This is a genomic window from Pararhizobium sp. IMCC21322, assembly GCF_030758295.1.
GTDB lineage: Bacteria > Pseudomonadota > Alphaproteobacteria > Rhizobiales.
This window is the reverse complement of sequence record NZ_CP132335.1, coordinates 3,862,588-3,888,789: the sequence shown is the minus strand read 5'-3', so window position 1 is coordinate 3,888,789 and position 26,202 is coordinate 3,862,588. Positions and strand designations below refer to the sequence as shown.

General features: G+C 53.0%; 25 protein-coding genes. 18 read left to right on the top strand and 7 right to left on the bottom strand.

Going from position 1 to position 26,202, the window contains the following annotated elements; genetic code table 11:
* Window positions 1-38: 38 nt before the first annotated feature.
* Window positions 39-1,694, bottom strand: coding sequence for a flagellar biosynthetic protein FliO (locus RAL91_RS18355; protein ID WP_306257699.1), 1,656 nt, complete (start codon window positions 1,692-1,694; stop codon window positions 39-41).
* A gap of 207 nt (window positions 1,695-1,901) precedes the next feature.
* Here RAL91_RS18355 and flgB point away from each other — a divergent pair, with 207 nt between their 5' ends.
* The 7 genes from flgB (at window position 1,902) to cckA (ending at window position 8,050) form a co-directional block, all read left to right on the top strand.
* Window positions 1,902-2,318 (top strand): flagellar basal body rod protein FlgB, encoded by a 417-nt coding sequence (gene flgB, locus RAL91_RS18350; protein ID WP_306257698.1) that lies wholly within the window; start codon window positions 1,902-1,904, stop codon window positions 2,316-2,318.
* A 22-nt stretch (window positions 2,319-2,340) separates the two neighbouring features.
* Window positions 2,341-2,751 carry a flagellar basal body rod protein FlgC gene (gene flgC / locus RAL91_RS18345; protein ID WP_306257697.1) on the top strand — a complete coding sequence of 137 codons (411 nt, stop codon included), beginning with the start codon at window positions 2,341-2,343 and terminating at the stop codon, window positions 2,749-2,751.
* Between the two features lie 12 nt (window positions 2,752-2,763).
* Entirely contained in the window at window positions 2,764-3,084 is a 321-nt protein-coding gene (fliE, locus tag RAL91_RS18340) for a flagellar hook-basal body complex protein FliE (RefSeq protein WP_371932555.1), read from the top strand.
* A 35-nt stretch (window positions 3,085-3,119) separates the two neighbouring features.
* Complete coding sequence (fliQ, locus tag RAL91_RS18335; protein ID WP_306257695.1) at window positions 3,120-3,386, top strand: flagellar biosynthesis protein FliQ; 267 nt, start codon at window positions 3,120-3,122, stop codon at window positions 3,384-3,386.
* A gap of 100 nt (window positions 3,387-3,486) precedes the next feature.
* Window positions 3,487-4,248, top strand: coding sequence for a flagellar biosynthetic protein FliR (gene fliR, locus RAL91_RS18330; RefSeq protein ID WP_371932436.1), 762 nt, complete (start codon window positions 3,487-3,489; stop codon window positions 4,246-4,248).
* A 12-nt stretch (window positions 4,249-4,260) separates the two neighbouring features.
* On the top strand, window positions 4,261-5,322 hold the full coding sequence (gene flhB / locus RAL91_RS18325; protein ID WP_306257694.1) for a flagellar biosynthesis protein FlhB: 1,062 nt from the start codon (window positions 4,261-4,263) through the stop codon (window positions 5,320-5,322).
* Between the two features lie 121 nt (window positions 5,323-5,443).
* Window positions 5,444-8,050, top strand: a complete 2,607-nt coding sequence (gene cckA / locus RAL91_RS18320) for a cell cycle histidine kinase CckA (RefSeq protein ID WP_306257693.1) — start codon at window positions 5,444-5,446, stop codon at window positions 8,048-8,050.
* Window positions 8,051-8,060: 10 nt separating this feature from the next.
* Here cckA and RAL91_RS18315 read toward each other — a convergent pair whose 3' ends face one another.
* The 3 genes from RAL91_RS18315 to RAL91_RS18305 are packed head-to-tail and all read right to left on the bottom strand — an operon-like array spanning window position 8,061 to window position 11,251.
* Window positions 8,061-8,975: a pseudouridine-5'-phosphate glycosidase gene (locus RAL91_RS18315; RefSeq protein WP_306257692.1), complete on the bottom strand. Its 915-nt coding sequence runs from the start codon at window positions 8,973-8,975 to the stop codon at window positions 8,061-8,063.
* A complete protein-coding gene (locus RAL91_RS18310) occupies window positions 8,968-9,966 on the bottom strand; it encodes a PfkB family carbohydrate kinase (RefSeq protein WP_306257691.1) in 999 nt (332 codons plus the stop codon). Before RAL91_RS18310 ends, RAL91_RS18315 begins: the two co-directional genes overlap by 8 nt.
* A 7-nt stretch (window positions 9,967-9,973) precedes the next feature.
* Window positions 9,974-11,251: an extracellular solute-binding protein gene (locus RAL91_RS18305; protein ID WP_306257690.1), complete on the bottom strand. Its 1,278-nt coding sequence runs from the start codon at window positions 11,249-11,251 to the stop codon at window positions 9,974-9,976.
* Window positions 11,252-11,730: 479 nt separating this feature from the next.
* On the opposite strand from RAL91_RS18305, the gene RAL91_RS18300 reads away from it, so the two are divergent.
* The 7 genes from RAL91_RS18300 to RAL91_RS18270 all read left to right on the top strand — a co-directional run bounded on the left by RAL91_RS18300 (window position 11,731) and on the right by RAL91_RS18270 (window position 20,924).
* A complete protein-coding gene (locus tag RAL91_RS18300) occupies window positions 11,731-12,756 on the top strand; it encodes a LacI family DNA-binding transcriptional regulator (RefSeq protein ID WP_306257689.1) in 1,026 nt (341 codons plus the stop codon).
* A gap of 231 nt (window positions 12,757-12,987) precedes the next feature.
* Window positions 12,988-14,076 carry a recombinase RecA gene (recA, locus tag RAL91_RS18295; RefSeq protein ID WP_306257688.1) on the top strand — a complete coding sequence of 363 codons (1,089 nt, stop codon included), beginning with the start codon at window positions 12,988-12,990 and terminating at the stop codon, window positions 14,074-14,076.
* Between the two features lie 230 nt (window positions 14,077-14,306).
* On the top strand, window positions 14,307-16,958 hold the full coding sequence (gene alaS / locus RAL91_RS18290) for an alanine--tRNA ligase (RefSeq protein ID WP_306257687.1): 2,652 nt from the start codon (window positions 14,307-14,309) through the stop codon (window positions 16,956-16,958).
* A gap of 303 nt (window positions 16,959-17,261) precedes the next feature.
* Window positions 17,262-18,374 (top strand): branched-chain amino acid ABC transporter substrate-binding protein, encoded by a 1,113-nt coding sequence (locus RAL91_RS18285; protein ID WP_306257686.1) that lies wholly within the window; start codon window positions 17,262-17,264, stop codon window positions 18,372-18,374.
* 67 nt (window positions 18,375-18,441) lie between these two features.
* Window positions 18,442-19,422: a P1 family peptidase gene (locus tag RAL91_RS18280; RefSeq protein ID WP_306257685.1), complete on the top strand. Its 981-nt coding sequence runs from the start codon at window positions 18,442-18,444 to the stop codon at window positions 19,420-19,422.
* An 85-nt stretch (window positions 19,423-19,507) separates the two neighbouring features.
* Entirely contained in the window at window positions 19,508-20,188 is a 681-nt protein-coding gene (rpe, locus tag RAL91_RS18275; RefSeq protein ID WP_306257684.1) for a ribulose-phosphate 3-epimerase, read from the top strand.
* 4 nt (window positions 20,189-20,192) lie between these two features.
* The gene (locus RAL91_RS18270; RefSeq protein WP_306257683.1) at window positions 20,193-20,924 is read left to right on the top strand and encodes a DUF2259 domain-containing protein; all 732 of its coding nucleotides are present in this window, start codon (window positions 20,193-20,195) and stop codon (window positions 20,922-20,924) included.
* A 50-nt stretch (window positions 20,925-20,974) separates the two neighbouring features.
* Here the strand turns inward: RAL91_RS18270 and RAL91_RS18265 are convergent, their stop codons facing one another.
* Window positions 20,975-21,535 (bottom strand): cytochrome P460 family protein, encoded by a 561-nt coding sequence (locus RAL91_RS18265; protein WP_306257682.1) that lies wholly within the window; start codon window positions 21,533-21,535, stop codon window positions 20,975-20,977.
* A gap of 172 nt (window positions 21,536-21,707) precedes the next feature.
* Between RAL91_RS18265 and RAL91_RS18260 the strand changes: the two genes are divergently transcribed.
* The 3 genes from RAL91_RS18260 to RAL91_RS18250 all read left to right on the top strand — a co-directional run bounded on the left by RAL91_RS18260 (window position 21,708) and on the right by RAL91_RS18250 (window position 24,049).
* Window positions 21,708-22,070, top strand: coding sequence for a hypothetical protein (locus tag RAL91_RS18260; protein ID WP_306257681.1), 363 nt, complete (start codon window positions 21,708-21,710; stop codon window positions 22,068-22,070).
* Between the two features lie 96 nt (window positions 22,071-22,166).
* Entirely contained in the window at window positions 22,167-23,501 is a 1,335-nt protein-coding gene (gene purB, locus RAL91_RS18255; RefSeq protein WP_306257680.1) for an adenylosuccinate lyase, read from the top strand.
* Complete coding sequence (locus RAL91_RS18250) at window positions 23,498-24,049, top strand: alpha/beta hydrolase (RefSeq protein ID WP_306257679.1); 552 nt, start codon at window positions 23,498-23,500, stop codon at window positions 24,047-24,049. Before purB ends, RAL91_RS18250 begins: the two co-directional genes overlap by 4 nt.
* Window positions 24,050-24,053: 4 nt before the next feature.
* On the opposite strand, the gene RAL91_RS18245 is transcribed toward RAL91_RS18250, so the two are convergent.
* The gene (locus RAL91_RS18245; RefSeq protein WP_306257678.1) at window positions 24,054-24,821 is read right to left on the bottom strand and encodes an HpcH/HpaI aldolase/citrate lyase family protein; all 768 of its coding nucleotides are present in this window, start codon (window positions 24,819-24,821) and stop codon (window positions 24,054-24,056) included.
* A gap of 30 nt (window positions 24,822-24,851) precedes the next feature.
* A complete protein-coding gene (locus tag RAL91_RS18240) occupies window positions 24,852-25,178 on the bottom strand; it encodes a DUF1476 domain-containing protein (RefSeq protein WP_306257677.1) in 327 nt (108 codons plus the stop codon).
* A 251-nt stretch (window positions 25,179-25,429) separates the two neighbouring features.
* On the opposite strand from RAL91_RS18240, the gene purC reads away from it, so the two are divergent.
* On the top strand, window positions 25,430-26,194 hold the full coding sequence (purC, locus tag RAL91_RS18235; RefSeq protein ID WP_306257676.1) for a phosphoribosylaminoimidazolesuccinocarboxamide synthase: 765 nt from the start codon (window positions 25,430-25,432) through the stop codon (window positions 26,192-26,194).
* Window positions 26,195-26,202 lie beyond the last annotated feature (8 nt).

Here is a 26,202-nt window from a genome sequence, read left to right as displayed (position 1 = left end):
AATGGCCCTGGTTGCTCGAAAGAACGATTGGAAGTTGCTTATGCGCGGCTTGGTATCGCCAGTTCCTGAAGCAATCGGCTCATCTCGTCATCAACCCGGCCCGGTCGTGTTGTATCGACAGGCCGTTCAGGGCCTTCTGGCACTGATTCTGACGCCGAATATACGCTACTTTCTGCAGGGTCAGTAGTGCCATTTTGCGGCTGATCATTGATGAGCATTCCAGCAATTGCATCCTCAAGCGCCAAATCGTCCTGTGCTCTTTGCGCTTCACTGTATTGCGGGTTGGCTGGTGCCTCGGGTTCCAGACCCATTGCCTCCGCAAGACCTGCAGACAGATCGATATCCTGCTGTGTCTGGTTGGCTGCTGGCGGCGTAACCGTTGGTGCAGGCGCCTCCCTTGCAGCTGGTGTACTGATGGCTGGTTGTTCCTGACGGGCCACATGGTTGACGCGTGACAGGTTTGAGGGCGCCTGTTCCAGCTCCTGCATGAGCGCGTTTTCCATTTCTGCAGATAAGTCTCTGGTGTTTGCCTCAGGTACTGGAGCAGGCACAGGAGCAGGCACGGGCTGCGCTTGCTGTGGTGGTGCTGTGAGAACTGGTGCCGGTTGTGGCACGTATTTTGGTGCTGGCTCCATCGCTGCTGGTTCGGGGGAAGGGATTGGTGCCAGAGGAGCTACAGCAACCGGGGTCGCAACGGGAGCTGATACAGGAACTGCAGCCACAGGTTCTGCAGGAACGGGGACAGGCAGCGGAACGGGTTGGGGAGCCGCTTCCCGTTGAGGTGCCGGCACTGGCTCTGTGTTTTGTACCGGTTCGGGTGCTGGCAGAGGTGCGGGCTCTGGTGCCGGTGCAGGTTGGGCCACCATTTCGGGAACCTGTGCAAGTACTTCTGATACGGGCACTTCTGTTACAGGCACTTCTGTTATTGGCACTGCTGCCGCAGGCGTTGAAACTACGGGCGCCATAACTGCGGGGGCAGGTTCCGCAGGAGCAGGTTCTATAGGAACAGGTGCTACAGGTGGCGCGGCGACAGGAGCCGCAGCAATAACTGGCGCCGGCGCAGGTGCTTCAGGCTCAACTGGCACGTCTGGCTGAGGTGGTTCGGGAGGGATCACAACCGGATGCGCTTCTTCTGCGGATTGAGGCTCAATCACAATTTCCGGCTGAGCTTCAGCAGCTTCAAAGGATGGTTCTTCGTGAACCGTGCTGTTTTCAGGCGCTGGTGGTGGTGGTGCAAGGGAAACTTCTGGCCGGCTGGCCGCTGCAAGGCCGATGCTTTCAGCAACAGTTGCTGCAGAGCCGGTGAGCGACATTGTGCGCAAAGGGCGTTGTGCAATCACGCGCCGCGCAATCTCATGGCCGGGAAGAGGATGTTCTGAATGTCTGTCGTTCTCATCGGCGTATTGGCCGATATTCGATTCGACGACCACATCACTGGGCCCCCCGATCATGACAAGATGTTCCACCTCATCACGCCGCACCAGCACAAGACTGCGGGTGTCGTCGATCTGGGTTCTATCCAGAATGGCCAGGCGACTGTCCTGGGATACGACTTTACGCCTGCCTTTGCCTGTGATCAGGCGCAAAAACCAAACAAAAACACCAAACAGCATCAAAACTGCCAAAAGTGCCACTATGAACTGCACACCCATGGCCGCTTCTTCGCCCATGAACTGCAACAAATACTCACGCATTATGCGCCCCTAACTTCTAATCCAGCATCGAAACGGCGCAAACGCCATTCCACGCCGAGAATCCTGCTATCTAATTGCGGCAGAATGCAGCCAACACAGTTAGGAAATTGTTAAGGGGGTTAAGGTTTTGTTAACCATGCCTGCCTCATTAATACTTCATCAACTAATTTGCGAAGCACACGAGGCATTTGGACATGAGGGCCAGTCATGGGAATGGGTGATATAAGCATTCTTTCGGCCCTGAAATCGAAGATGCATTGGCACGAATCCCGACAGCGCCTGTTGGCCGAAAATGTAGCCAATGCTGATACGCCAGGCTATCGCGTGCGGGATTTGAAAAAGCCGGATTTTGGACAAATGGCCAGCGCGGCATCCGAGCGTGGCTCACAGATGACACCGATCGCAGCGACAACGCATCCAGAGCATATTTCGGCAGCTATGGCACCACTGAAAACCTCCATGAGCTCTGGCATCGATACGCCATTTGAGATCACGCCACTGGGAAACGAAGTGGTTCTGGAAGAAGAAATGATGAAAGTCACGTCCAACCAACTCGATTATCAGGCCGCGACATCGCTTTACAGCAAGACTATGGGCCTTTTCCGAATCGCCATTGGTCGATGAGAAACTTTGAAAGGAATTTTGCATGGACTTCCTGGACTCTATGAAAGTCGCAGCATCGGGATTGCGCGCCCAAAGCGGGCGTATGCGCATAATTGCTGAAAACATTGCAAATGCCGATAGCACGGCAACGACGCAAGGCGCTGATCCCTATCGGCGTAAAATGCCAAGTTTCAAAACTGCATTGGATCGGGAAACCGGTGTTTCAGTTGTGGAAATGGGTCCGATTCGCCAGGATCGCTCAGAATTCAAGACGCGGTTTGAGCCTGGTCACCCGGCAGCCAATGATCAAGGCTATGTAAAACTGCCCAATGTCAGCACTCTGATTGAGACTGTGGATATGCGACAAGCTCAGCGCAGCTATGAAGCCAATTTGAATGTTATCCAAAGTACGCGCACGATGATGCAGCGTACGCTCGATATCCTGAGGGGCTAATTTGTAATGGCTATCAACACCGCCTTGGGGGCTGTAAACGCTTATTCCGCCGCTTCGAAGTCCGTCAGTCAATTGCCTGCCAAGGCCCAGGAAATTACGCCTTCGGCGGATAATTCCTTCGCCTCTATGGTATCGCAGGTGGCGACAGATGTTGCTGAAACAGGCAAGGCAGGCGAACAGGCCAGCATGGCATTTGCGACCGGTCAACCAACTGCCAATATGGTTGAAATGGTAACGGCTGTTGCAGAAACGGAACTTGCACTGCAGACTATGGTTTCCGTGCGGGACCGAGTCATTTCCGCATATGAAGAAATTATGCGGATGCCGATCTGAATGGCATTTGACCTGGTAACCTGAAAGAAGCTGATATGACCGGACCGGAAGTGCTGGATTTTGCCCGTGATGGAATCACGACACTGTTGGCAATCAGTGCACCTGTTATGCTGGTTGGTCTTGGTGTCGGGGTCATTATTGCACTCATTCAGGCGTTGACCCAAATTCAGGAAATGACACTGGTATTCGTACCGAAAATCATTGCCATCTTTGTGGCTATGCTGATCGCCATGCCGTTTATGGGCCAGACGCTTAACAGCTTCATGGATAGGGTCGCCGATCATATTGTCGCTGGACGTTAGTGATGCCGGGTCTGGATGATCCGGTATGATAGCCAGCCAACCCGAATCCGCTTTTGATCACTCAAAACAACCGATTTTGCGCTCGCAAGGTTCGGCCTAGGTGGATATTTCTCTTGCTCCTGATCTGGCCTATCGCTTCATGCTTGTTTTCGCGCGGGTCGGCGTTCTGGTGATGCTGCTGCCAGGCTTTGGCCAAAATGGTATTCCAACGCGCATACGGCTTGCTTTTGCGCTGTTGTTGACATTGCTCATGGTGCCCTTGGTGGAATTGCCGGGATTTGCTGCGGAAACATGGCCGATTGGTGCTTTGGTGCCGATGATCAAGGAAGTTCTGATCGGTCTGTTCATCGGCCTGACCGTTCGCATGATTCTTATGGCGACCTCCGTTGCCGGAAGCACGATTGCCAACCAGATGGGATTGGGACTTGCACAAAGTGTTGACCCGACACAGGGAATTCAGGGTGCTTTATTCGCCAACTTTTTAGGCGTGCTTGCAGTTACATTGGTGTTCGTCACTGATATGCATCACTTGGTGATAGCGGCTATTCACGATAGTTACATCCTGTTTAAACCCGGAATCATTCCTCCGACCAGCGACATGGCCATGATGGCTGTCATGTCCATGTCGGACGCGTTTTCATTGGGCGTTCGTATGGCGGCACCATTTCTGGTGTTCGGCCTGATATTCTATGTGGGTGTTGGCGTGCTTAGCCGATTGATGCCGGCAATCCAGATTTTCTTCATCGCAATGCCCGCATCCATTCTGCTTGGATTTGTGCTTCTGGCACTTCTCCTGAGCACAATGATGGCGGTCTATCACGAGTATTTTGCCACGCTGCTCGGCCGATTTCTGGCGCAATAGAAAGGAGGGGCTATGGCTGATCAACCGGATAAATCAGAAAAAACCGAAGACCCCACCGCCAAAAAGCTGGAAGATGCCCACAAACGCGGGGAAGTTGCCAAGAGCCAGGAGGTCAACACATGGTTTGTGCTGCTGATGGTAACGCTGATGATTGCCTTTTTGGCGCCCATCAGCGCAGCTCACCTTGGCGGATTGCTGCGTGGCTATCTGTCCAATGCGCATACTCTTTCCCTCGATCGGGGCGCCATGGCCGGCTTGTGGATGCAAACCGGGCGTGACCTTGCCACCGCGCTTGCAGTCCCGTTTCTTCTTCTGGTACTTGCGGCAGCAATTGGCAATCTGGTTCAGCACAAACTTGTTTGGTCGATAGATCCTCTTAAGCCAAAATGGTCAAAAATTTCACCTCTGGCTGGCGCAAAGCGTTTGTTCTCCCCGGAAGCTTTGGTCAATTTTGCCAAGGGAATGTCCAAGCTTGGCCTTGTGTCAGTGCTCATCATGGCGGCGCTTTGGCCGGAACTTGATCGCCTGGAAAGTGTGCTGATCAGCCCTGCAGTGGCAATTCTGCCGCTGTTTCATGACATGGCTGTCAAGCTTTTGCTGATCACTCTGCTGCTGATGACTGTTATCGCCGGTCTGGATTTCATGTGGCAAAAACATCAATTCTTTGAACGGCAGAAGATGACGCTCAAAGAGGTGCGTGATGAGCATAAGGATTCGGAAGGTGATCCGGCGATCAAGGCAAAAATTCGGCAGCTACGCATGGAACGTGGCCGAGCCCGAATGATGTCGCGCGTACCGGAAGCAACAGTCATCATTACCAACCCGACCCACTATGCGGTGGCTCTGTCTTATGAAGAAGGCATGAACGCGCCAATTTGTGTGGCCAAAGGTATTGATTCGGTGGCTCTCAAAATTCGTGAAGTGGCTGAGAGTACTGACGTGCCAATTGTTGAAAATCCGCCATTGGCGCGCGCACTTTACGCGACAGTGGAGATCGACGATCAGGTTCCGGAGGATCACTATAAGGCGGTTGCCGAGGTCATTGGCTTCGTGATGCGCTTGAACAAAAAATGATCCAAGATTGGTGAAACACGCCCAAACTGCACAAATTTCGTGACAGAGCGGGCATCTGCAAATAAGTCTCTATAACGTTGTGATTCATTGAAAACTGCCAATGAGCCACTGATATGCCTGCATGAATAACAAAGCCCGGATTGTCGTGACAGACTCTCGTTCAAACAAAAATTCTGAACACTACAGCCAGGCGGGATCAGCAGGTGCGACCGAACTCGGTCAAAAACGCATCATGCGGCTGACGCTGGTGGTTGTTTTGTTGATCGTCTGTGTGGTCGGGCTGTTCTATGTTCCCCAGGAATATGCCGACCAGTTGGTCATGGGCTTTCTGGGCATGTTTGCTACATTGGGCATTCTTTGCCTGTTTCTGTGGGCGCTTGGCGTTGTCGGCGAGAACACAGATTCTGAGGAAAACAAATTGTCCCGCCAGTTTGTCGACACATTGTCCGAAGGTATCTGTGTCACCGATAATGTTGGCCGGATCGTCTACGCTAATCCGGCATACAAACAACTGACCGGTGCTGACAATGATGCCGCTCTGCGCAGTGTCGAGACCATTTTCAGCCGTGATCCGGATGCGGCTGATGCGATTTTCCGGCTGGGGCAGGTCATTCAGTCCAATCAGGCCGCTGATGAGGAGATTCGCCTCCCTGTTTCCCTGAGCGCCGCAAATGGGATGACTGGGAAAATCGCTCCCATGCGCGCGGAAAACGGGTTCTGGTACAATGTTCAGGTCCGACCGCTTCCCACCGATGAGGCTGGTCAGCCCTTACAGGTCTGGCGGGTTTCGGACATCAGCAACAATCGCAAGTCACAGGAAAACATCTTTCAGGAACTTCAGACTGCGATTGACTATCTTGATCATGCGCCTGTTGGTTTTCTGTCAATCAATCCAGATGGACGGCTTGCCTATCTCAATGCGACACTGGCTGAGTGGCTGCAACTGGATATTGCGGAGGTTCGCCCATCAGATCTGCATTTGTTTGATCTGGTGGACAATCAGGCTGCGGGACATTTGTTGGCGGCCAATGGAACGCTGATCAAACCTGCGAGCGAAACAATAGACCTCGACCTTATGGATGCCAGTGGTCGAAGTGTTCCCGTACGGTTGGTACACCATGTGCCGCAAAGCGCAGAAGGCGTACTGGGCGCATCGCGCAGTGTCGTGATCAACCGGGCGAAAAGTGGTGATGCCTCTGATGCGTTGCGTGCGGCGGAAGTGCGGTTCTCACGTTTCTTCAACAATACCCCCATTGCCATTGCCTCGGTGACCCGCGACAGGCGTCTGGGCCGCTGCAATGCGCGCTTTGTACGGCTGTTTGGCCCGGAATTTGTCGAGGGTCGGCAGGTTGATCTCGTCAACAGCGTCGTTGAACGTGACAGGCCCAATTTGCGCGCGGCACTGACAGCCGCGATCAATGGCCGCTCTGGTATTGAGCCCATTGAAGTGACGCTGGACGGTGAGGGCGATCATTCAGCCAAGATTTATGTCAGCGGTGTTGAAGCCAATGATGACAATGAAGCGGCCATTATCTTTGCCTCTGAAACCACCGAACAACGCACACTTGAAGAGCAGTTTGCACAAAGTCAGAAGATGCAGGCCATTGGCCAGTTGGCCGGTGGTGTGGCGCATGATTTCAACAATGTGCTGACCGCCATTATCGGCTTTTCGGATTTGTTGCTGAACAGCCATAAGCCGTCTGATCCGTCCTTCCAGGACATCATGAACATCAAGCAGAATGCCAATCGGGCCGCTGGCCTTGTGCGGCAGTTGCTGGCCTTCTCGCGCCGCCAGACATTGCGACCGCAAATTCTGCAACTGAGCGATGTCATGAGTGAAGTGTCGGTCATGCTGGATCGTCTGTTAGGAGAGAAAGTGTCGCTGGAAGTGCGTCATGGCCGTGATTTGTGGCCTGTTAAAGCCGATCTGAACCAGTTTGAGCAGGTCATCATGAACCTGGCTGTGAACGCCAGAGACGCCATGCCGGAGGGCGGCACGGTCAAGGTGAACACACGCAATATGCTGGCAGATGAAGCTGGGCGCCTGGGCCATTCAGAAGTTCCTGCCGCTGAATTTGTTCTGATTGAGGTGTCTGACACCGGAACCGGAATGCCTGTGGAAGTGGTGTCAAAGGTGTTTGAACCCTTCTTCACCACCAAGGATGTTGGGCAGGGGACAGGTCTTGGGCTTTCCACGGTTTATGGCATCATCAAACAGACCGATGGTTTCATCTATGTCGACAGTGAAGTGGACAAGGGAACGACATTCCGCATCATGCTGCCCCGCTATGTGGAAAAAGAGGGCGAAGAGCAGCCTGTAGAAGTCAAGAAAGCGCCTGAACATGCAGACCTGACCGGTTCAGCCACTATCATGCTGGTAGAAGACGAAGAAGCTGTGCGGGCGTTTGCCGCCCGCGCGTTGGCATCTCGCGGATACAAGGTCCATGAGGCCTCCACGGGCACCGAAGCCTTGGAGTTAATCGACGAGATTGATGATCAGATTGATCTGGTGATCTCCGATGTCATGATGCCGGAAATGGACGGCCCAACCCTGTTGAAGAGATTGCGCGAGACCCAGCCGGATCTGAAAATCATTTTCGTGTCAGGTTATGCCGAAGACGCCTTTGCGAAGAATCTTGATGAAGGCGATAAGTTCTCATTCCTGCCTAAGCCGTTTTCACTGAAACAGCTGGCAACGGCCGTCAAGGAAGTGCTGGACGAAGCTTAGCCCATAATCATTACAGGGCAGCTGCAATTTTTGCGGCCAATACAGCATTGTTTTTGACCAGCGCAATATTGGTCTCCAGGCTGCGCCCGTCCGTCAATTCAAAAATACGTTGCAGAAGATAGGGCGTGACCTCCTTGCCGCCAATGCCTGCAGCGCTGGCTTCAGCCAGCGCTTGTGAAATCAGCGGCTCCAGATCTGTCCTGTCGATTTCTGCTTCTGCCGGAACCGGGTTGGCGACCACCAGTCCGCCTTCCTGTCCCAAAACAGCGCGGGTCCGAATAAAATCAGCAATTTGTTCCGGCGTATCCAGTCGCAAGGGAGAGGCAAGGCCGCTGTCGCGGGACCAGAATGCTGGAAAATTATCCGTGCCATATGAGAGCACCGGAACGCCCAGCGTCTCCAGCCACTCCAGCGTTTTTGGAACATCCAGAATGGCTTTGGCTCCGGCGCAGACCACAGTCACTGATGATTTCAGGAATTCACCCAAATCTGCAGAAATATCCATTGTCTCAGAGACACCGCGATGCACGCCACCCAATCCGCCGGTTGCAAAGACTTTGATACCTGCGAGCTGTGAACACAGCATGGTGGCTGCCACGGTTGTTGAGCCGGGCTGTTCCAGAACCAGTGCATGGGCAAGGTCCGCACGGGATAATTTGCGAACATCATCTAACTTTGCCAGCCGCGTCAGATCATCTGATGAAAGGCCAACCCGTATGGTTCCATCCATCACCGCGATGGTCGCGGGAACAGCGCCTTCATCCATGATCGTTTGTTCAACAGCCTGTGCTGTTTCCAGATTTTGCGGCCATGGCATGCCATGGGTGATGATAGTCGACTCAAGGGCAACAACCGGTTTTCCAGCGGCCAGGGCCGCAGCGACGGGTTTTGATATCTGCAGGAGCTGAGACAGGCTTTTAGTCATTATTGTTGCTTTCTTGGTCTGCTGCGTCGGTTACTGCGCGCCAACAGATTGTCGGGCAGGAATCCTCTTCCATCATGGCAAGCCTTGCAGCGGCATGCCCATGCCGGAGAACATTTCCGGGCGCTATAGCAGTCTTGGTGCATAATGCAAAAAGACAGGCTGCAGCGAACATATCGCCAGCGCCGGTCATGCGAAATTGTTTCTTTGGTCCAGCTTCTGTCTCGTCTGCAATTGGCAAAGGCGTTTTCAGCGTCAGTTGCAAGGAGCGGTCTGGTGTTCTGCAGGCAAGAGCACTGGCTTTGGCACCATCACTGACAATGCAAAGGGGTATGCCAAGAGCAGCAAGTCCCTTGGCAGCGCAGGGCGCATCAGGGAAAATTGAATCTGCCAGAGCCTCAGCTTCCTGTCGATTGCAGATGATGCCGTCCAAATGGCGCAACAAGGGCATCAATCCAGCGGTTTTGGCTGGTGAGACCACCATCAGGAACAATTTCCTGTTGCCCTTTAACTGCGCCAGTTCGGTAAGAGCCGCCGGTGCGATATTTGTATCGGCAATCCAGTGAGTGCTTTCTGAGCCAGCCATGGCGACGTTGCGGGCCCAGGCCTCATCCATATGCTGATGCAGCGCCATATCGGCAAGGCCCGCAATCACATCACCGGACGGGTCATGCATGACGGTATATGTGGGGGTCGCACCGCCGGGAATGATGCAGTCCGGAACGATTATCAGTCCGTCATCAAGCAAGCGATTGCGCACAGTCCGGGCATCAAAATCATCGGCAAAGACGGTTGCGAAAATTACTTTGGCTCCGAAATGTGCCAGATGTCTTGCACCATTTGCGGCCACACCGCCAACGGTCTGTTGCCAGTGCCCTGGATGCGACTGCCCTGAATGAAACGCGGTTTTAAATGTGCCGATGCGATCGATCAAAGCGCCGCCAAAAACGCAGAAAGATACTGGAATCGGGTCCTTCTCGATATCCGAAGCCACCCTTCTGCTAGCGCCAGTTGGCCCCTTTGACACGCTTTAAGCGCCGTTCCAGGATCGTGACATTTTCTTCAGCTGAACCGCTTGCTGACAGTGTATTGTGAACCGCGGTCCAGAACTCACTGTTGACGACATTGTAATTGTGTTTGGTGGCAGCTGCAGGCAGTTGCACTGCATTTTCCAAGATGCCCTTCCAGCGCCTGATACCGGGCTGTTGGGTTGTGACATCAATATCATTGTAAAGAGCGACGATGGTTGGCAGTTTCCCCTGCTGAATGGCTCTTTGTTCCTGCACATCGCTTGAGGCCAGGAACAGCGCAAGCGCCGTTGCCTCTTCGGGATGCGGTGTGTAACGCGATACAGCCACATTCCAGCCGCCCAGAGTTGCAGCCGGGCTGGACCCTCCCTGACCGATGGGCAGGCTTGTCATTTCAAACAGATCTTTGAGCGGGGCATTTTCCGCTTTGCTGCGGGCGAATTCATCAGATGAAGCTCGGAAAAACACAGCATTGCCTGCATCCCAAACTTTGCGGGCATCTTCCTCTGTGTATTCAAGGACCGCAAGCGGCGCAATGTCGCCAATCCAGGACAGTGCAATCTTCAAAGCTTCGGCAGCCCTGGTATTGTTGATGGAAATTGTACCATCTGGCTCGACAATCTGCCCCCCACCATGGGATTTGATCCACTCCAGAGCCGTCGCGGTCAGGTCTTCACCAAGTGCGCCGGGAAATACGAAGCCCACCATTTCCAGATTGCCTCCCGCACGTTCAGCCTCCTGAATGCTGCGTGCGGTGTCAACCATCTCGGACCAGCTTGCCGGTACGAAGGCGACATGCTTTTCCAGCAGGTCCTTGCGGTAATACAGGGCTGTTGCCTCGGCATAAATCGGAAGGGCCAACAATTTTCCATCCACAGTCTGCGACTCGATTGTCACCGGAAAGTGGTTGGGAATGACGTTTTCTGCAGCAAATGTCATGTCCAGAAAGTGTTCAGATAATTGCGGCGCCCAAGTGCTGTCCGTCATGTAGAGATCGATCTCTTCGTTCTGGGCTGTCAGCCACAGCGAATAGCGCTCGAATTGATCATTTGTGTAACGTGGCAATGGGACAATTTCGACTTTATTGCCGGTGCGGTCTTCATAAACCGCAAGATTGGCGCGCAGGATTTGCAGGTCCCGGCCTTCCCAGCCCGTAACAATAGACAGATCGACGGCATGGGAAGCGCTGACAGTTCCAAAAGCCGACGTCAAAATAGCTGCTGTTACCAAAAATCTATTGTGAAATCTCATGCACCATTCCTCTCAAAGCCAGCCAATTCATTCAGCATGAATTGTATCTGCGCGAACAATCATTGCGCACCGGATCAGATAATTGAGCATTTTCTATACAATGCTCTTCGGTGAATTGGGAGATTGTATTGCGGCTTTATTTGTAACAATTCAGGGAAGCGCTCAGACTTGGGAGTGCAATGCGGGAACTGTGGGTCATGGTGCCTCATCGCATCGTGGAAGGTTTTAAAGCGCTTTGAATTGGAAAATGATGGGCGTATTTTTTTAAAATGATACCCGATGCCGGAGTTGATCGAATTAAACAGGCAGAATTCAGCCATTATTGCGTTGCAGCACATTTTCACGGTTGACGAATTGCCTCTGGTCTTTTCCACTGACGAATTGAAAGCGCTTTGAATTTAATCTGTAAAGCTGCGATCTTGTGAGGCATGACAATTGTATCTTGTCTCACGTCTTTGCGAAACCGAATATTTGAGATCATGAACCTACGTGAATTGGCCGAACATCTTGGCTTGTCCCAGACCACCGTCAGCCGGGCATTGAATGGCTACCCGGAAGTCAAGGAAGCAACGCGACTGCGGGTGCAGAACGCGGCCGTTGAACTTGGCTACAGCGCGAATGCCAGCGCCAGGCGATTGGCCACAGGCCGTGCCGGTACAATCGGCATGCTGCTGACGGCGGATCAGAATCTGCTGCTCGATCCCCATTTCGTAGAGTTTCTTGCCGGTGTTGGCGAGCATCTTGGCACGAAAGACATTGATCTTCTGGTGTCTGTCACCAAACGGGAGACCGAGCGCGAGGCGTATCGCCGTATTGTCCGCGACGGGCGTGTGGACGGCATTATTCTTTCATCACCGCGCATTCAGGACCACAGGGTGGAGGATCTTCTGGACCTCAAATTCCCATTCATCCTGCACGGTCGATCAGATGCAGTTGGTTCTTATGCCTTTCTGGACATTGACAATGAGGGCGCCTTTCTGAAGGCAACCCGATATCTGCTTGATCTTGGTCATCGTCGCATTGCTCTTTTGAACTACAGCCCCAATGCCATGATGTTCGCCCGCCACAGGGAACTTGGATATCGTAAGGCACTGGCTGAACGCGAGGTGGCGATTGATCCAGAGCTTCTGTGCGATGGTGATATGAGCGAGGAAAACGGTTTCAGCTTTACGCAAGACCTTTTGAATTTGTCTGATCCGCCGACGGCGATCCTGTGTTCCAGTACTTTGATGGCGCTGGGTGCGTCCCGTGCAATTGTCAGCAATGGGCAAAGTATCGGAACCGATGTGTCGCTGATCGCGCATGATGATGTGTTGCCCTTTTTGAAGGCGGAACAGATGCATCCGGCTTTGACAACGACCAGGTCCTCTATCCGTCAGGCAGGGACCGAGATCAGCAAAATGTTGTTGCAACATGTGCGCTTGCCGCATGAGACGCCGCAGCGAACTGTATGGCCGGTGGAACTGGTTGTGCGCGATTCAACGGGACCGGCTCCAACGCGCTGACACAGAGTGTCGCAATGCCCGGATATGATAGGAACTGATTCTTCATGCGCGCTATGTTGAACGACAATTCCCGAGACCTTTGATTGCCAAAATCAGGCCGAACAAAAAAAGAACATGTATTAAATAGCTTTTAATAATCAATCATATAAAACGCCATTGCCAATATGGAACAAAACATGTACATTATTGGCAATTGCAACAACAGCGTCTGCATGAAACAAAGAGGGTCAAATGATCAATTCGCTCAGAGTCGTCGATGGAGACGGAATGGATAATAAGACAAAAGCATTGGATGCAGCGCTCGGGCAGATAGAGCGCGCTTTCGGTAAAGGTTCAATCATGCGGTTGGGTCAGGACAATGTGGTCGAGATTGAGACAATCTCCACAGGTTGCCTTGGTCTTGACATTGCACTGGGTGTTGGTGGCCTGCCACGCGGGCGTATTGTTGAAATTTACGGTCCTGAATCATCGGGCAAAACAACCATGGCGCTGCACACGATTGCAGAGGCGCAAAAAATTGGTGGCGTGTGCGCTTTTATCGATGCTGAGCATGCGCTTGATCCGATCTATGCACGCAAACTGGGCATTAATCTGGATGATCTTCTGATTTCACAGCCTGATGCCGGTGAGCAGGCGCTCGAAATCGCCGATACGCTGGTGCGCTCCGGCGCGGTCGATGTGCTGGTGATCGATTCTGTTGCAGCCCTTACGCCGCGCGCGGAGCTTGAAGGCGAAATGGGTGATTCATTGCCAGGCCTGCAGGCCCGTTTGATGAGCCAGGCCTTGCGGAAACTGACAGCCTCAATTTCAAAATCAAACACCATGGTTATTTTCATCAACCAGATCCGTATGAAGATCGGTGTGATGTTTGGCAGTCCGGAAACCACGACGGGTGGTAATGCCCTTAAATTCTACGCGTCTGTACGCCTCGATATTCGCCGTATCGGCGCGATCAAGAATGGTGATGAGGTTGTGGGCAATCAGACCCGTATCAAAGTGGTCAAGAACAAGCTTGCACCACCATTCAAGCAGATCGAGTTCGATATCATGTATGGGTCAGGTGTTTCCAAGACTGGTGAGTTGCTTGATCTGGGTGTGAAGGCGGGGATTGTCGATAAATCCGGTGCCTGGTTCTCTTATGACAGTCAGCGTCTGGGGCAGGGCCGTGAAAACTCAAAGCAGTTTCTTAAAGAAAACCCGGACCTTGCTCAGGAAATTGAAACAGCGATCCGCCAGAATGCAGGCCTGATTGCCGAGAAACTTCTGGAAGACGATCCAAGGTCTGATGACGAGAAAGATGATGGTGCGTTGAGCGCATAGGCTTTTTCAAACGTTCAGACTTTTAAAGCCGCCTGTTTCAGGCGGCTTTTTTGTTTGAAGCAAAACATCTGGTTTTCATACCCCTATGGACACATATTCACCGGATCGCTAAAACACCCGTCGATCTAAACAATCCTTGATCTTCAGAAGGATGCGCATGATCCGGTTGGGGGCCGAAAGGCAATTCCGACGGGTTTGTGCGCCTCTTCGCAGCAAATGAGAGTAGTCCTATGGCTGGCGTCAACGAAATCCGCTCGGCATTCCTCAATTTTTTTGAGAAAAACGGCCATAAGGTTCTGCCGTCCAGTCCGCTTGTGCCGCTGAATGACCCGACTTTGATGTTCACCAATGCGGGCATGGTGCAGTTTAAGGATTATTTCACGGGCGCAGTGAAGCCGGAAGTGCCGCGCGCAGCGACGTCACAGAAATGCGTGCGTGCAGGCGGCAAGCATAATGATCTGGACAATGTGGGCTATACGGCGCGCCACCACACATTCTTTGAAATGCTGGGTAATTTTTCATTTGGTGATTATTTCAAAGAGCAGGCGATCCACCATGCCTGGACGCTGATCACCGGCGAGTACGGCCTGCCCAAAGACAAATTGCTTGTCACAGTCTTTCATGAGGATGATGAGGCCTTTGATCTTTGGAAGAAGATCGCCGGATTACCGGATGAGAAGATCATCCGCATCGCGACTCATGACAATTTCTGGGCAATGGGCGATACCGGTCCGTGTGGCCCCTGTTCTGAAATCTTTTATGATCATGGAGAGAATATCTGGGGTGGACCTCCGGGCAGTCCCGAAGAAGATGGTGACCGGTTTATTGAAATCTGGAACCTGGTCTTCATGCAGTATGAGCAAACAACGCCGGATGAGCGCGTTAATTTGCCAAAACCTTCCATTGATACAGGCATGGGACTGGAGCGAATTGCAGCCGTGCTGCAGGGCGTCCACAACAATTACGACATTGATCTTTTCAAAGCTCTGATTGCTGCCAGCGTAGAGGCAACAGGTGTTGCAGCCGACGCGGATCATCAGTCCAGTCACAGGATTATTGCTGATCATCTGCGCGCAACCAGCTTTTTGTTGGCTGATGGCGTAATGCCGTCCAATGAAGGGCGTGGCTATGTTCTGCGCCGCATCATGCGCCGTGCCATGCGTCATGCCAGTCTGCTGGGTGCAGAAGATCCGTTGATTCACAGATTGGTGCCCACTCTGGTTCGTGAAATGGGACAGGCTTTCCCGGAATTGCAGCGTGCAGAAGCCATGATTACGGAAACTTTGCGGATGGAAGAAGTCCGGTTCCGCAAAACCCTGTCTCGCGGTCTGACATTGCTGGATGAGGCGAGCCTGGACCTTAAGGCTGGTGATACATTTGATGGCCGCACGGCGTTCACACTTTACGACACATATGGCTTCCCGCTTGATCTGACACAGGACGCTTTGCGGGCCCGTGAGATCGGCGTTGATACCGACGCTTTCAACGTTGCCATGACCGAGCAGAAAACTCTGGCACGTGCCAATTGGGCGGGCTCCGGCGATGCAGCCACCGAAACCGTGTGGTTGGAACTGTCCGAGACGTTGGCTCCCACAGAATTTCTGGGCTATGAGCAGGAACGGGCGGAGGGCCAGTTGATGGCCATCATCAAGGATGGCGCGTCAGTTGACACGGCCGACACGGGCGACACAGTGCAACTGGTGTTCAACCAGACACCATTTTATGCCGAATCCGGCGGGCAGGTGGGCGACACAGGCACTATTCTGGTTGAAGGCAAAATCGGAATTTCTGTCAGCGACGTGCAGAAGAAGGCTGGTGGCCTGTTTGTTCACAAGGGGAAAATTGGCAAGGGCGGCTCCATCTCTGTTGGCGATAGTGCCGCATTGCAGGTCGATAATGCGCGGCGGTCCGATATCCGCAAAAACCATTCAGCAACTCATCTGATCCATGAGGCTCTGCGCCGCGTGCTTGGGCCTCATGTGGCTCAAAAAGGCTCCCGCGTTGCGCCGGATAGTCTGCGGTTTGATTTCTCCCATCAAAAAGGTGTCTCCGATGAGGAGATGGCCAAGGTGGAAGCCATCGCCAATGATATTATTCTGCAGAGTGCGCCCGTGACCACCCGTTTGATGGCTGTGGATGATGCTATTGAGGCGGGTGCCATGGCTCTGTTTGGCGAGAAATATGGCGATGAGGTCCGCGTTGTTTCGATGGGGCTCAATGGCGAGCCGGATGCGGAGCACGAAACCTACTCAGCGGAATTGTGCGGTGGAACCCATGTCGGCAATACCGGTGAAATTGGCTTGGTTGCTGTTACCTCTGAAGGCGCTGTTGCTTCGGGTATACGGCGTATTGAGGCTTTCACCGGGGTGGCTGCCAGAAACCATCTGAAGCAGCAGGAACAACGCTTGCGGGATGTGGCTGACGTGTTGAAGTCAACACCGGCAGACGCTGTCACACGCGTTGAATCCTTACTGGCTGACCGCAAAAGGCTGGAGAAGGAGCTCGGCGATGCGCGTGCCAAGCTGGCTCTGACCGGTCTGTCTGATGCTGCCATAGAGAAGGACGGCTTCAAGTATCTTGGCCGGGTGGTTGAGGGCGTCTCGCCAAAAGACCTGCGCGGACTGGTTGATCAGGCCCGCCAGAAACTCGGCAGCTCTGTTGTCGTTCTGATTGCGGTCGCAGAAGATGGCAAGGCGGCCGCATCGGTCGGTGTGTCTGCCGACATGACCGAACGTTTCAGTGCGGTTGATCTGGTCAAGACTGTTGCAGCTGAACTTGGTGGTAAGGGCGGTGGCGGGAAGCCCGATCTTGCGCAGGCAGGTGGTCCCAATGGCGCAGATGCGGATAAGGCACTCACTGCAGTTGAAGCTGCATTGAGCTGACACCGCCGCGCTGTCGCCAATCTGGATCATATTGTGGCGACTTTACGACGTTGGCTCAGTGGAAGCTATGTGTGTCGTCACTTGTCTGGTGACGAAGCGCTCGCTTCTGTCGCTGCTACAACGCAGAAACAGGCCATTTGTCGATACCTGCTCCTTGTGATCAGTGGTGGTTTGGTGCGCGCCAAGTTTTTCCAAACCAGCCCTACCAATTGTCCAAGAATTGCGATTGAATATTCGGAGCGAGTGCGTAAGCGGTTCATATTACAAGCAAAATTTCCTGTTTGTTCCAAGGGGTGTATCGGAATGAAGAACACAATTTTTGCAGCAATTACTCTGGCGGCCAGCTTGACAATTGTCTCACCAGCCAATGCAGAGATTTCAATTGCAATAGTTGGTCCAATGACGGGTCAGTATACGCCCTTTGGTGAGCAAATGCGCATCGGCGCAGAACAGGCGATTGCCGATATCAATGCGTCGGGTGGTGTGCTTGGCGAACCAATCGTTCTGGAAATTGGTGATGACGCCTGCGACCCGAAACAGGCAGTTGCCGTGGCCGACACGATGTCCGCTTTGGGGGTTGTGTTTGTTGCAGGTCATTTTTGCTCAAGCTCATCAATCCCGGCATCGGCGGTCTATTTTGAAGAAAAGATCATCCAGATATCACCAGCTTCCATCAATCCGAAACTGACGGATGAGCGTCCAGGAAGCGCTGATGGTGGCACCTATCGCGTTAGCGGTCGTGACGATCAGCAGGGGGCCGCTGCCGGCGCCTATCTAAGTGCAAATTTTGCTGACAAGAACGTCGCCTTTGTCCATGATAAAACCGTCTATGGCAAAGGATTGGCTGATGCAACCAAAGCGGCTTTTGAAGCTTCCGGTGGCACACCAGCACTCTATGAAGCCTACAATGTAGGTGAAAGGGACTATTCCGCACTTGTCACCAAGCTGCAGCAAGAAGCCGTTGATGTGCTTTATGTCGGCGGCTACCACACCGAAGCTGGCCTTATCGTCCGGCAGATGCGTGAACAGGGATTGGACACTGTCCTGATATCCGGCGATGCACTGATGACAGATGATTTCTGGGGCATTTCCGGTGAAGCCGGGGAAGGGGCTCTTATGACGTTCCTTCCCAATCCGGAAGACAATGTTGAAGCTGCAAATGTGGTCAAAGACCTCAACGACGCTGGAAAAACATCAGAAGGTTACGTGCTCTATACATATGCTGCCATTCAGGCCTGGGCTCAAGCCGCTCAATTAGCCGGTTCGACTGACTATGATGCAACGCGTGAGGCTTTGAATACTGGCGAATTTGCAACTGTCCTGGGCCGTCTTGCATTTGACGGCAAAGGCGATGTTTCCCTGCCAGGCTATGTTTTGTACGAATGGTCTGATGGGACTTATAAGCAGATAAACTAAGTTTAGGTCAACTTTTGCTGCATGGCCCGGTTGCAAATCCAGGCCATTTTTGTGAATGCTTGCTGTTATGAAATCAGCACTTGATAGAATTCTTGTCGGACATGCAGATGACGCCAACATTCGCACGGGGGTCACCGTGCTTTTGTGCGCGCGTCCAACGCTGGCTGCGGTGCATGTGATGGGCGCTGCACCCGGCACGCGCGAGACTGATCTGCTGGCAGCGGAAAACACCGTCACCCATATTGATGCAATCGTGCTGTCTGGCGGTTCAGCATTTGGTCTGGATGCCGCAGGTGGTGTGACAGATATGCTGCGCCAACAGGGGCGGGGCTTTCCAGTGGGCGATCAGACGGTGCCAATCGTTCCATCAGCTATTCTGTATGATCTTGGCAATGGCGGGCGAAAAGACTGGCAGGCCCAGTCCCCCTATTCGGCCCTTGGCCGCAAAGCGATTCGCGATGTTGATGAGTCATTCTTGTTGGGCGGGGTTGGGGCCGGACTGGGTGCCACCACGGCCAATCTGCGTGGCGGGTTTGGCTATGCCGAAATGCGCCTGCCGGATGACGTGCTTGTTTGCGCTTATGTCGCGGTCAATGCGGTCGGGCAGGTAACAATGGGAACGGGCCCGCATTTTTGGGCAGCGCCCTTTGAACTGGATCGTGAATTTGGCGGTCTCGGCACAGCTGATGTCACGCCAAGCCTGGCCAAAGTCAGGGTCAAGAAGCCACAGAACAGAGCCTTGACTGCGGTTGAAAACACCACGATTGGCGTCATTGCAACAAACGCCAAACTGAACCGGGGCCAGACAAAGCGGCTGGCAATGAGCGCTCATGACGGATATGCCCGTGCTATCTGGCCCTGCCATACGCCGATGGATGGCGATGTGGTGTTCGGATTGTCAACAGAGGAACGGCCAGTCACGGACCTGATCCTTTTGAATGCAGCCGCTGCCAGCACAATGGCCCGGGCAATCGCCATAGCGGTCTACAACACAACCAGCCGGCCCGACGATACGCTGCCGAGTTGGGAAGCAAAGTTCGATCTATGACAGGGCCCGGCACATTGTCTGTTTTTGTCCCCTGTGCTAACTCGCCAATTATCCAGTATTTTGTCCTACAACCCAGGATTTTCTCATGAGCCGTCCCATGCTGATTGCCCCTTCCATATTGGCTGCGGATTTCTCCCGCCTTGGCGAAGAGGTGCGCGCCATTGATGAAGCAGGCTGTGACTGGGTTCATGTAGATGTGATGGATGGTCATTTCGTGCCAAATATTTCATTTGGAGCAATCGCGGTGGAAGCCGTGAGGCCTGTAACCAAAAAAGTGGTGGATGTGCATCTCATGATCGCGCCCTGCGATCCTTATCTGGAGCAGTTTGCAGCAGCCGGTGCCGATATTATTACAGTGCACGCCGAGGCTGGTCCACATCTCGACCGGTCGCTACAGGCTATAAAAGCATTGGGCAAAAAGGCCGGTGTGTCGCTCAATCCAGGCACGCCGGAATCGGTTCTGGAGTATGTTTTGGATCGGCTTGACCTCATTCTGGTCATGACTGTTAATCCGGGCTTTGGTGGTCAGGCTTTTATTCCGGCAACAGCTGACAAGGTGCGCCGCATCCGGTCCATGGTGGGGGATCGCGACATCGATATTCAGGTCGATGGCGGTATCACGCCCGAAACCGTACCGCTTGTCGCAGAAGCGGGCGCCAATGTTTTTGTTGCAGGCTCAGCGGTGTATAAGGGGGCGGGGGTCGAAGGCTACCGTGCCAATATCAGCGCCATTCGCGCTGCTGCACAGGCTGCAGGAAAGGATTGAATTCATGATGTCTTCCACGCGACTTTTCAAACATCTCATCGCCGTTTTTGCCGGATTGATGGTTTCAGAAGCGTCTGCTGCTGATCTGGCAGAACTGGGATCGACCGGTTTTTCCGATGATGGTGCTTACTTCGCCTTCGAGCAGTACGGCATTCAGGATGGCTCGGGCTTTGCTTATGCCAGCATCACCATTGTCGATGTGAAAACAGATTCCTGGGTCTCTGGAACCCCGATTGATGTTGTGCTGCAAGAAGATTCATCCTCGCCCAATCAGGCGCGCGCTTCTGCCCAGCAAAAGGCATCGGCTTTGCTGTCGCAATATGGGGTAAAATCCAGCAATGGTGTGCTGGTTGCCCATAATCCTTCCAGCGAAGTGTCGGCAGATCCCAAGAATGTGCGCTTCATACCGGTCAAATCTACAATGGCATCTGGCACGCCCTTTGAAGTTCAACTCGATACCTTTGAGCTGTCTGCGGGTGATAATTGTGCCGTTTTCGGGACGACTTACGGCTTTCGTCTTTTGTTGGCTGTTCCCGGTAGTGTTAAAATTCTGCATGAAGATACCCGAATTCCAACCAGCAGAGGCTGTCCGCTGGATTACCGGATTGATCAGGTCTATGCACACAGACTGCCGGGGGGAAGAATTGCCCTGGCCATCATGCTTGTCATGAATACACCAGGCTTTGAAGGCCCTGATGGTAATTATCTGGCATTCACCACCGAGACAGTCTGGTAAGGCGCTGACAATATGACCCCAATTGAACGGGGTCATATTGTCAAAGGTTTTTACTTGATGTGGTTGGTCGTAAACAGATAATCGTCTTCTGCCACGTGACAGGAAATGCACCCGGCTTCTTCGTTGCCTTTTGCTACACGTCCGGCCAACTCCATGCCTGCCGGGTTTTTATCGAGCGATCCATCTGGCAGATATTTGGCCCAGAACCAGTCTTTGTTATCTGAATCATAGCCGTTTTCACGCTTAAACATAACTGTGATGGCAGCCAGATGTTTGGTGGCATCGTCTTGCACTTCTTCCACGGATACGCCTTCGGGACCGTAATTGCGCTTGATCACAAGGTCGCCGGTGTGGCCGTCAATAGTGGCTTTGGTGTAGAAAGTTTCCAGAACAAATCCATGTGGCTCGACGCCCTCATACGGAAATGCTCGGATAGCACCTTCTCCTGCCATATTTGCATCCAGCATTTCTTGCCAAAGTGCCGTTGCGTAGCTTGTGTCTTCCTCATTGCCAAATGGTGGCATCTGTCCGACAGACAGTGTTGCTGTAAATCCGATACCTAATGCAAGTGCGACGGCCGTTGTGGTGAGGCCGATTTTTTTCAGGCTCATTACATCTCTCCCTAGCTGAGGCGGGAATACGCCATGCACCACGTTACTGCTCATTGAGACACGGCAAATTCACTCATAATCACTTTCGTGTGTTACGGCCTCAACTGCATTGAAGTCATTGAGCTTTCGACACATGCTGACTTCGTCACAGCAGGGATGAAAGGTATTGCTCATGCGCTGGATTGCTCTCGCGCTCACGGCGGTCATTATCGGGCTGCTCATTTACGCTGTTTATCCATATCTGTTGCCTCCAGAGGAAAGCGATATTTTCGCTTCGCAGATATGCATTGAAAATCAGAGCGGTCAGAATTTTTTTGTCACAGCAGAAGCCGATGCCGGCGCTGAGGTAAGGGGCTTATTGAATGACAAGGACCAGTTGTGCGCGTCGTCACCGGTTGCAAATGATACCGGCAAAGTCAGGGTGTTCGAAAGCGAGGAAGCAGTGGAAGGTTGCTCGCGGCTTGCCCGCGCCGGGACTACAGAGCGTCTGCTGGATTACAGCTCGTTCGACAATTGCGAGTGGGATGAAGGCTAAACTGATTCAATCGTCATAAAAAGCGTTCTGGTAATTGAGGCGGACCGCTTGCTCTGATAGGAAGGCGCGACTCCCTTCAAACAACAGGACTTATTCATGGTACCGCGTTACTCCCGACCCGATATGGTTTCAATCTGGTCGCCGGAAACAAAATTCCGCATCTGGTTTGAAATTGAAGCGCATGCCTGTGATGCGCTTGCGCGGCTTGGTGTTATTCCTGAAAGCGCTGCACGGACCATCTGGGAAAAGGGTGGTGCAGCTGAATTCGATGTTGCACGCATTGACGAGATCGAGCGTGAAACGAAGCACGATGTCATCGCGTTCCTGACGCATCTGGCTGAAATTGTCGGCCCCGATGCGCGCTTCGTTCATCAGGGCATGACTTCTTCCGACGTTTTGGACACCTGTTTCAATGTACAATTGACGCGTTCAGCAGATCTGCTTCTGGCCGATATGGACGCTTTGCTGGCTGCATTGAAGAAACGTGCTTTTGAACACAAGATGACTGTTTGCATCGGGCGCTCGCACGCAATTCATGCAGAGCCTGTGACATTTGGCTTGAAACTGGCCGGCGCTTACGCTGAGTTTGCGCGCTGCCGTGACCGGTTGGTCGCAGCGCGCGCTGAAATCGCCACCTGCGCGATTTCCGGGGCGGTCGGCACATTTGCCCATATCGATCCGGAAGTTGAAGAACATGTTGCGCAGGCCATGGGGCTGGCACCGGAACCTGTGTCGACACAGGTCATCCCGCGTGACAGACATGCCATGTTCTTTGCCACTCTTGGCGTTGTAGCCTCATCCATCGAACGTGTGGCCACAGAAATCCGCCATCTTCAGCGCACTGAGGTTCTGGAAGCAGAGGAATATTTTGCCCCTGGTCAAAAGGGCTCTTCAGCCATGCCCCATAAGCGCAACCCGGTGCTGACCGAGAACCTGACGGGGCTTGCCCGAATGGTACGGAGCTTCGCGCTGCCTGCCATGGAAAATGTCGCGTTGTGGCATGAACGGGATATCTCCCATTCTTCGGTTGAACGTATGATCGGCCCGGATGCGACAATCACGCTGGATTTCGCGCTGGCGCGGCTTACCGGTGTGATTGATAAATTGCTTGTCTATCCAGAACGCATGCTCGCCAACGCAGAAGCTATGGGTGGCCTGATTTTCTCTCAGCGCATTTTGCTGGCACTGACGCAGGCTGGTCTGTCTCGTGAAGATTCCTATCGGTTGGTTCAGCGCAACGCCATGAAGGTCTGGGATAATTATCAGGCACGCAAACCGGTGGCGGCGGATCAGTTCATGCAGGAGCTGAAACAGGATGAGGATGTCGGCAAAGCGCTGAGCGCCGAGCAGATCGAGAAAGAGTTTGATATGGCGACGCATACAAGACATGTGGATACGATCTTCAAACGCGTCTTTGGTGATGCTGCGTGAAAACTGGCGAACTCGACATTTTGATATTGCCTGGTCTTGGCGGCGGTACAGAAAATCACTGGTACCGGCGCTGGAACAGCAAGCTGAAAACGGCTCGGATCGTTGATCAGGAAAACTGGTTGGCGCCAGACCGGGATGCCTGGACCAACAACATAGTAGCTGCTGCGAAATCGGCTGACAGGCCGGTCTTTATGATTGCTCACAGTCTTGGTGCGGCTGCTCTGACCCATGCTGCACCACATTTGTCAGATGCAAATGTCGTCGGCGCAATGCTTGTTGCGATGCCGGATTTGACCACAGTTCAGGAGTTGATACCGGAAACCGACGGTTTTCTGCCAGCCTCCACTGCGCCACTGTCTTTTCCATCTTTGATGGTGGCCAGCAGGAATGATTTCTATTGCAGCTATCAAAGGGCGGAGGAAACCGCGCTTGATCTTGGGTCGTTGCTGATAGACGCAGGAGAACAAGGGCACATCAATGATGAAAGTGGCCATGGTCCATGGCCTGAAGGGCTTATGGCCCTGTCCAAATTTTTGACCCGGATTTAGCGCTTCAATCGTCTATTTCTGACAAAAGCTCCGCTGCACCACGTGCAATCACGCCGCTGTCAGTGCTCAATGCACATAATTGGTAGCCAAATGATCGCGCCAATTTGAGATGCTTCGGCAGGATCGCAAAAATGCAGGGAATTTTGCCGGCTGCGATCGTGCGCGTGGCAATCTCTTCAATCACACCAACGCTGCGGTCGCCAAATTGATTGATTTCCTCGCCGTCGGAAAAGGTGACGGACATGTCCGAGGGGCCGACGAAAATACCATCAATCCCTGGTACTGCAAGAATGGCATCCAGATTGTCGAGGGCTTCACGGGTCTCGATCATCGCAATTGCGAGCGTGTTATCATTGGCCGAGGACAAATAGGTGTTCGGGTCCCGCTGGCCTGAGACCAGCATGGCTCTGCCTGGGCCCCAGCTGCGCCCACCGACAGGTGGAAATTTCATGGCAGCCGCAAATGCCTGTGCATCATCAACAGTGTTGATCATGGGCGCAATCACAGCTGCAGCGCCCATATCAAGCGCGCGGCTGGCGGTGCCCCATTCGCCAACAGGAATGCGGACAATCAGGCGCTGGCCCATCATTTTGGCCGAGGCTACACAGGTCAGAACGCTGGAGATATCGTGAAAACCGTGCTGCATATCCAGCGTCACAGTCTGATATCCGGCGTTCAACAGAGCCTCAACCATCAGCCCGTTCGGAATACCACACCAGCCCGCGATGATTTCCTTGCCGGATTTCAGTTCGGATACAAAATCCTGTGCCATCGCGCAATCACCAGCCAGATTGGTTTGTTGTTACTTTTTTGCGGCTTCGATCTGCTGAACGGCTTCACCCATAAGGAGCACCATTTTCTCGCGCAATTCCTGGTCAGATACGGCGATTTCAGCCGCATCGAAATCGGCGCGCACTTTGCGGAAAACGTCTTCGTCGCCTGGCTCATCAAAATCTGAGGCAACTACGGCACCAGCATATTCTGTGGCTTTTTCTTCCGCAAAACCCAGCTTTTCTGCTGCCCACATGCCCAGAAGCTTGTTTCTGCGCGCTTCTGACTTGAACTTAAGCTCTTCGTCATGGGCAAATTTACTCTCATAGGCGTCTTTGCGTCGATCAAAAGTCGTCATATTGATTCTCTCTGCGGCAGGAATTCCGGTGCAATCTCAGGATTGCGTATTGTGCATATCGTTGCCGTACCATCCACCGCAAGAGACAAAGATGGAAAATGATGGAAAAATTTGAAAATACAGCCGGTGAAGTCGGGGCATTTGCTGCCGGGTGATTGTAACTGGCCTGTGTTTCCTTTAGTGTTTGGCAAAGTTGTCTTTGTGGGTATCTGAATGGTATCCACCTCTTTTTCCTCACAGGTTACAGCCATATGAACCGTCGTCGCCGTATTTATGAAGGCAAGGCAAAAATCCTCTATGAGGGCCCGGAACCTGGAACGCTTATTCAGCATTTCAAAGATGATGCGACCGCTTTTAACGCCAAAAAACACGAAGTGATTGATGGCAAAGGCGTTCTCAACAATCGCATCTCCGAGCATATTTTTGAAAACCTCAATCGCATTGGCATCCCGACCCATTTCATCAAGCGTTTGAATATGCGGGAACAGCTGATCCGCGAAGTGGAAATCATTCCGCTGGAAGTGGTCGTGCGCAACGTGGCTGCCGGGTCCATTGCAACCCGGCTCGGTCTGGAAGAGGGCACAGCCTTACCGCGGTCCATCATCGAGTTTTATTACAAGAATGATGAACTGAACGACCCGCTTGTTTCCGAAGAGCACATAACAGCTTTCGGCTGGGCGGCTCCGCCCGAAATTGACGACATGATGTCGATGGCTATTCGAATCAATGATTTCCTCGCTGGCTTGTTTATGGGAGCAGGCATTCAGCTGATTGATTTCAAGATCGAATTTGGACGGCTTTGGGAAGGCGATCTGATGCGCATTATTCTGGCGGATGAGATTTCGCCTGATTCCTGTCGTCTTTGGGATGCAAAGACACAGGAAAAGATGGACAAGGATCGTTTTCGTCGTGACATGGGCGGAATGCTGGAAGCCTACCAGACAGTTGCCCGTCGCCTTGGAATTCTCAATGATAATGAACGGCCCCACGGCTCTGGCCCGGTTCTGGTTAAATAGGTCTGATT

Excerpts from the sequence above, each read along its gene's own strand:
- alaS (WP_306257687.1), top strand. The coding sequence starts at position 14,307 with ATGGCTGGCGTCAACGAAATCCGCTCGGCATTCCTCAATTTTTTTGAG.
- flhB (WP_306257694.1), top strand. The coding sequence starts at position 4,261 with ATGGCTGATCAACCGGATAAATCAGAAAAAACCGAAGACCCCACCGCC.
- RAL91_RS18265 (WP_306257682.1), bottom strand. The coding sequence starts at position 21,535 with ATGAGCCTGAAAAAAATCGGCCTCACCACAACGGCCGTCGCACTTGCA.
- RAL91_RS18305 (WP_306257690.1), bottom strand. The coding sequence starts at position 11,251 with ATGAGATTTCACAATAGATTTTTGGTAACAGCAGCTATTTTGACGTCG.
- flgB (WP_306257698.1), top strand. The coding sequence starts at position 1,902 with ATGGGAATGGGTGATATAAGCATTCTTTCGGCCCTGAAATCGAAGATG.
- RAL91_RS18315 (WP_306257692.1), bottom strand. The coding sequence starts at position 8,975 with ATGACTAAAAGCCTGTCTCAGCTCCTGCAGATATCAAAACCCGTCGCT.
- RAL91_RS18240 (WP_306257677.1), bottom strand. The coding sequence starts at position 25,178 with ATGACGACTTTTGATCGACGCAAAGACGCCTATGAGAGTAAATTTGCC.
- RAL91_RS18285 (WP_306257686.1), top strand. The coding sequence starts at position 17,262 with ATGAAGAACACAATTTTTGCAGCAATTACTCTGGCGGCCAGCTTGACA.
- RAL91_RS18280 (WP_306257685.1), top strand. The coding sequence starts at position 18,442 with ATGAAATCAGCACTTGATAGAATTCTTGTCGGACATGCAGATGACGCC.
- RAL91_RS18270 (WP_306257683.1), top strand. The coding sequence starts at position 20,193 with ATGATGTCTTCCACGCGACTTTTCAAACATCTCATCGCCGTTTTTGCC.
- fliQ (WP_306257695.1), top strand. The coding sequence starts at position 3,120 with ATGACCGGACCGGAAGTGCTGGATTTTGCCCGTGATGGAATCACGACA.
- purC (WP_306257676.1), top strand. The coding sequence starts at position 25,430 with ATGAACCGTCGTCGCCGTATTTATGAAGGCAAGGCAAAAATCCTCTAT.
- flgC (WP_306257697.1), top strand. The coding sequence starts at position 2,341 with ATGGACTTCCTGGACTCTATGAAAGTCGCAGCATCGGGATTGCGCGCC.
- RAL91_RS18300 (WP_306257689.1), top strand. The coding sequence starts at position 11,731 with ATGAACCTACGTGAATTGGCCGAACATCTTGGCTTGTCCCAGACCACC.
- cckA (WP_306257693.1), top strand. The coding sequence starts at position 5,444 with ATGAATAACAAAGCCCGGATTGTCGTGACAGACTCTCGTTCAAACAAA.
- recA (WP_306257688.1), top strand. The coding sequence starts at position 12,988 with ATGATCAATTCGCTCAGAGTCGTCGATGGAGACGGAATGGATAATAAG.
- purB (WP_306257680.1), top strand. The coding sequence starts at position 22,167 with ATGGTACCGCGTTACTCCCGACCCGATATGGTTTCAATCTGGTCGCCG.
- RAL91_RS18260 (WP_306257681.1), top strand. The coding sequence starts at position 21,708 with ATGCGCTGGATTGCTCTCGCGCTCACGGCGGTCATTATCGGGCTGCTC.
- rpe (WP_306257684.1), top strand. The coding sequence starts at position 19,508 with ATGAGCCGTCCCATGCTGATTGCCCCTTCCATATTGGCTGCGGATTTC.
- RAL91_RS18245 (WP_306257678.1), bottom strand. The coding sequence starts at position 24,821 with ATGGCACAGGATTTTGTATCCGAACTGAAATCCGGCAAGGAAATCATC.
- RAL91_RS18355 (WP_306257699.1), bottom strand. The coding sequence starts at position 1,694 with ATGCGTGAGTATTTGTTGCAGTTCATGGGCGAAGAAGCGGCCATGGGT.